This is a genomic window from Pseudomonas sp. NPDC090752, from assembly GCF_055584805.1.
This window is the reverse complement of record NZ_JBVJLI010000038.1, coordinates 1-3,248: the sequence shown is the minus strand read 5'-3', so window position 1 is coordinate 3,248 and position 3,248 is coordinate 1. Positions and strand designations below refer to the sequence as shown.

Genomic DNA, 3,248 nt, shown 5'->3' with positions numbered 1-3,248 from the left:
ACGGCGGTGTTGTCGTCCGGCACTTCACCGAAGTCGAAGAACACGTTGTCCAAGGTCTGCAGCAGGTAGTGACCGCCTACGGTGCGGACCAGATGCTGTTTGGCATCCCGGGTGAACTGTAGATAGTGACCCAGCGCGTTTTCCAGGCGGTACAGCGGGACGGCGGTGTTGTCGTCCGTTACTTCACCGAAATAGAAAAACACATTGTCCAGTCTTTGCAGGAGGTAGTGGCCGCCTACGGTGCGGACCAGATGGATTTTTTCGTTTGGGTTGTAAATGCTTTGCCAGACTGTAAATGTGCATAAGGGAGCATAAATGCCCCCTTATCCACTGCTAACTTATTAAAGAGCGCTCAGTACTGCTAAGAGTGGTCAATATACAGCACAATTATTAGATCGAAAAATCGGGCCCAAGAAATGATCAGATAGCTGTAGATGCAACTAAGCCTTTCATCCTTACCGCCCAGCTTGCGAGATCACCCCCATGGAGCATATACAAATCTTTCATCAATTTTTTCAAAATACAGCCCAACAAACTTATTTTTTAAGTAAGCTTCTCTAAATCCAGATGAACAGACCATTTGTTTCAATTCTTCACAATAAAACAAATCATACTCTACATCTGATCGCGGGGAAAATTTATCGATTCGAGCATATAATGGAAACATATTTTCGCGCTCACTTTCAGGGCGCAAAAGCCGGTCATCCATCAAGGCAAAGGTAGATCGATTAACATCTAGTAGTGAACACCTACTTAAAACGCAGAAAAACCTATAATCTTTCTTTAGCTTAGTAGAGCCGCGAAGCGAAACCATCACAGGAATGCTAACAAACCCACAATGAAAATCTTCGCACATTCGAATAAATTCCGATGACGCGAGATATTGCTCAAATATCACATCGACATTGAGCTCATTCAAATCAGCTTTCATTTCATAAAAGTCTGAAAAGGCTGACACATCAGGATTTGCAACCACTTGATTGAACTCCGGCAATTCCGGAACCCATACTTCATCAAAAAACAAGGGTACATCATCGCTTTCCGCAGCACTTAGCACATAATAATCTTTCATAAAAAACTCACAGCAATCTGAAAGTAGATGGGTCGGTCTTGAACAAGCCGTTCTGAAGCCCTGACCTCGCCCAATCTTGAATATTTTTAACACCCAAAACCAACTGAGTGTCACTCAACTGTGGCGCCATCTTATTGAGCTCAAGTAATTTTTTACCAACAGCAGCGGTGTAGACATCATGATTCGTCCAGTGCCCTGGCAAATCGATAAACTGGACATTTTTCTTATCTGGTAAGAAAATACCATTTGACGCCCCATCGCCATCAAACCCAATCCCTTTTAACCTTTTAAACATGGAGCTAAAAATAGGCTTATTCATGAGTTGCTCAGGGATCAGATGATGGTTAGCCATCCCATCTCCCGTCCTATGCCCCATGTTTTGCCCAAGCTTGGTGGAGCACCACCCCAGCGGGTCAATGCTGAGAATAGGGTTTGCAGCGTACGAATAGATATTAATCCCGCCTGCTAACCCTATTGGATCCTGCGATAAAAAACGCCCGATTTCAGCGTCGTAGAAGCGGAATGTGTTGTAATGCAATCCGGATTCTGCATCGATGTACTGCCCTTGGAAGCGCAGATTCTGCTCAACCTCATTGACAGCCAGATGCTCAATAGAGCCCCACGAACGATACGTCGCCTGCCAAACGATCTCACCTTCGCTGTCGGTCAGCTCCAACGGCGTACCAATTTGATCGGTATGGAAGTAGTAGACCTTCTGCTCGTCCCCTTCCACCTGATTGACCCGCGCCAGCGGTGCATAGCTACCTGGCTCATACAAGTACAAAATGCTCTGCCCCGGGGTCTCCTCACGCAGCATCCTCAGCCCTTGCCAGAGGAAGCGCTTCTGCTCCGTAATGCCGTTGATTTCCGACTGCTTGGCTACCCGCCGCCCTAGGCTGTCATAGCGATACGAACCTGTGCTTTCCAGCTTGCCATTGACCAGCGTCTCAGCGCGGACCAGACGGTTCTCGCAGTCATAACTAAAACTCTGCAGCTTGCTATGCCCCGAGCGCTTCTCGATCAGGTTGCCCCAAGGGTCATAACGGTACTCCTGATCCCGCCAACGCTTGATGCGGTTGTCTTTGACCTTCTCAAGCTGCCGGGCATTGAAGTCCAAGCGGTTGGCCGCCGCGTCGTAACGGAATTCTTCGCTGCCAACCAGTGAGCCAGTATCACGGCTGTGCAACTGGCCGTTGGCTTCGTACTCGTACTTGATCTCACCACGCAGCTTGTCCAGCGTGCGGACCAACTCCCCGGCCGGGTCGTACTGGTAGCGCCGGTGTATCGGGTTGTACGCATGCTCCACCAGCAACGACGTATTGATGCCGGTGTTGTGCACCTGCGACAGTTTGTCGGCGGGCAGCGTGGACGCAAACTGCCACGCCTTGCGCCCCATCGCGTCGTAACCAAAGCAACTGGTCAGCTTGCCCTGCGTGCGGTACACCTCGCGGTGCAGGTCATCGCGCTCCATGTCGCTGATCACCTGGCCGTCCAGGTTCAGCTGGTGCAGGTGACCGCTGCCGTAATACAGATGATTGACCTGGCGCCCGTCCGGCAGGGTCAGTGTGGTCAGGTTGCTGAGCGGGTCGTATTCATAATCCAGTGCACCTTGGGGCGTGAGTTCCTGCGTCAATCGTCCCAGCAGGTCGTAGCGGTAACTCAGCTTCTCATCCGTGATGCCCAGTTGCTTGCCGACACTGGTCGGTAGGCGCTGAATGCTCAGCAGCCGATCAGCGTCGTCGTATTCAAAATCCTGGCGCGCATCGCGGTTGACCTTGGCCAGCAAGCGGCCAATGGCATCACGCTCGAACAGTGTGTTGCGCTCAGGGCGCTCGCCGCTTTCGCCATAGCCGATTTCATCCAGGCGAACAAGATTGCCACCAGCGTCATAACTGAAGCGCCGGGTCAGATTATCGACCCGCACTTCTTCACTCAGGCGGTCCGAAGCGTCATAGGCAAAGCGGTATGCCGCGCTGTTTTCGTTGACCAACGCGGTCAGGCGAATCGCCTTGTCGTACTCGTAACGAATCCACTGCCCTTTGGCATCCTGGCGGCTGCTGGGCAAGCCACGCGAGGTGCGCTGCAAGCGCGTGGTCTGGCCTTTGCCGTCGGTGTGGGTCAGTACCTGGCCGAGGCTGTTGTAGGTAAAGGATTCTGCCGTGCCATCCGGATGGTG

General features: G+C 51.6%; 2 protein-coding genes and 1 pseudogene. All 3 read right to left on the bottom strand.

All coding sequences use genetic code 11. From position 1 onward, the window contains the following. Nucleotides 1-101 precede the first annotated feature (101 nt). Nucleotides 102-284 (bottom strand): annotated as a pseudogene (locus ACZ6YA_RS25975) (hypothetical protein); the annotation flags it as partial. Between the two features lie 191 nt (nt 285-475). Continuing rightward, nucleotides 476-1,072, bottom strand: a complete 597-nt coding sequence (locus tag ACZ6YA_RS25970) for a hypothetical protein (protein WP_465900617.1) — start codon at nt 1,070-1,072, stop codon at nt 476-478. Nucleotides 1,073-1,079: 7 nt separating this feature from the next. Further along, the coding region (locus tag ACZ6YA_RS25965; protein WP_465900615.1) for an RHS repeat-associated core domain-containing protein at nt 1,080-3,248 on the bottom strand (2,169 nt) is incomplete at its 5' end.

Bases quoted from the DNA above. Each gene is read 5' to 3' on its own strand.
- ACZ6YA_RS25970 (WP_465900617.1), bottom strand. From the start codon at position 1,072: ATGAAAGATTATTATGTGCTAAGTGCTGCGGAAAGCGATGATGTACCC.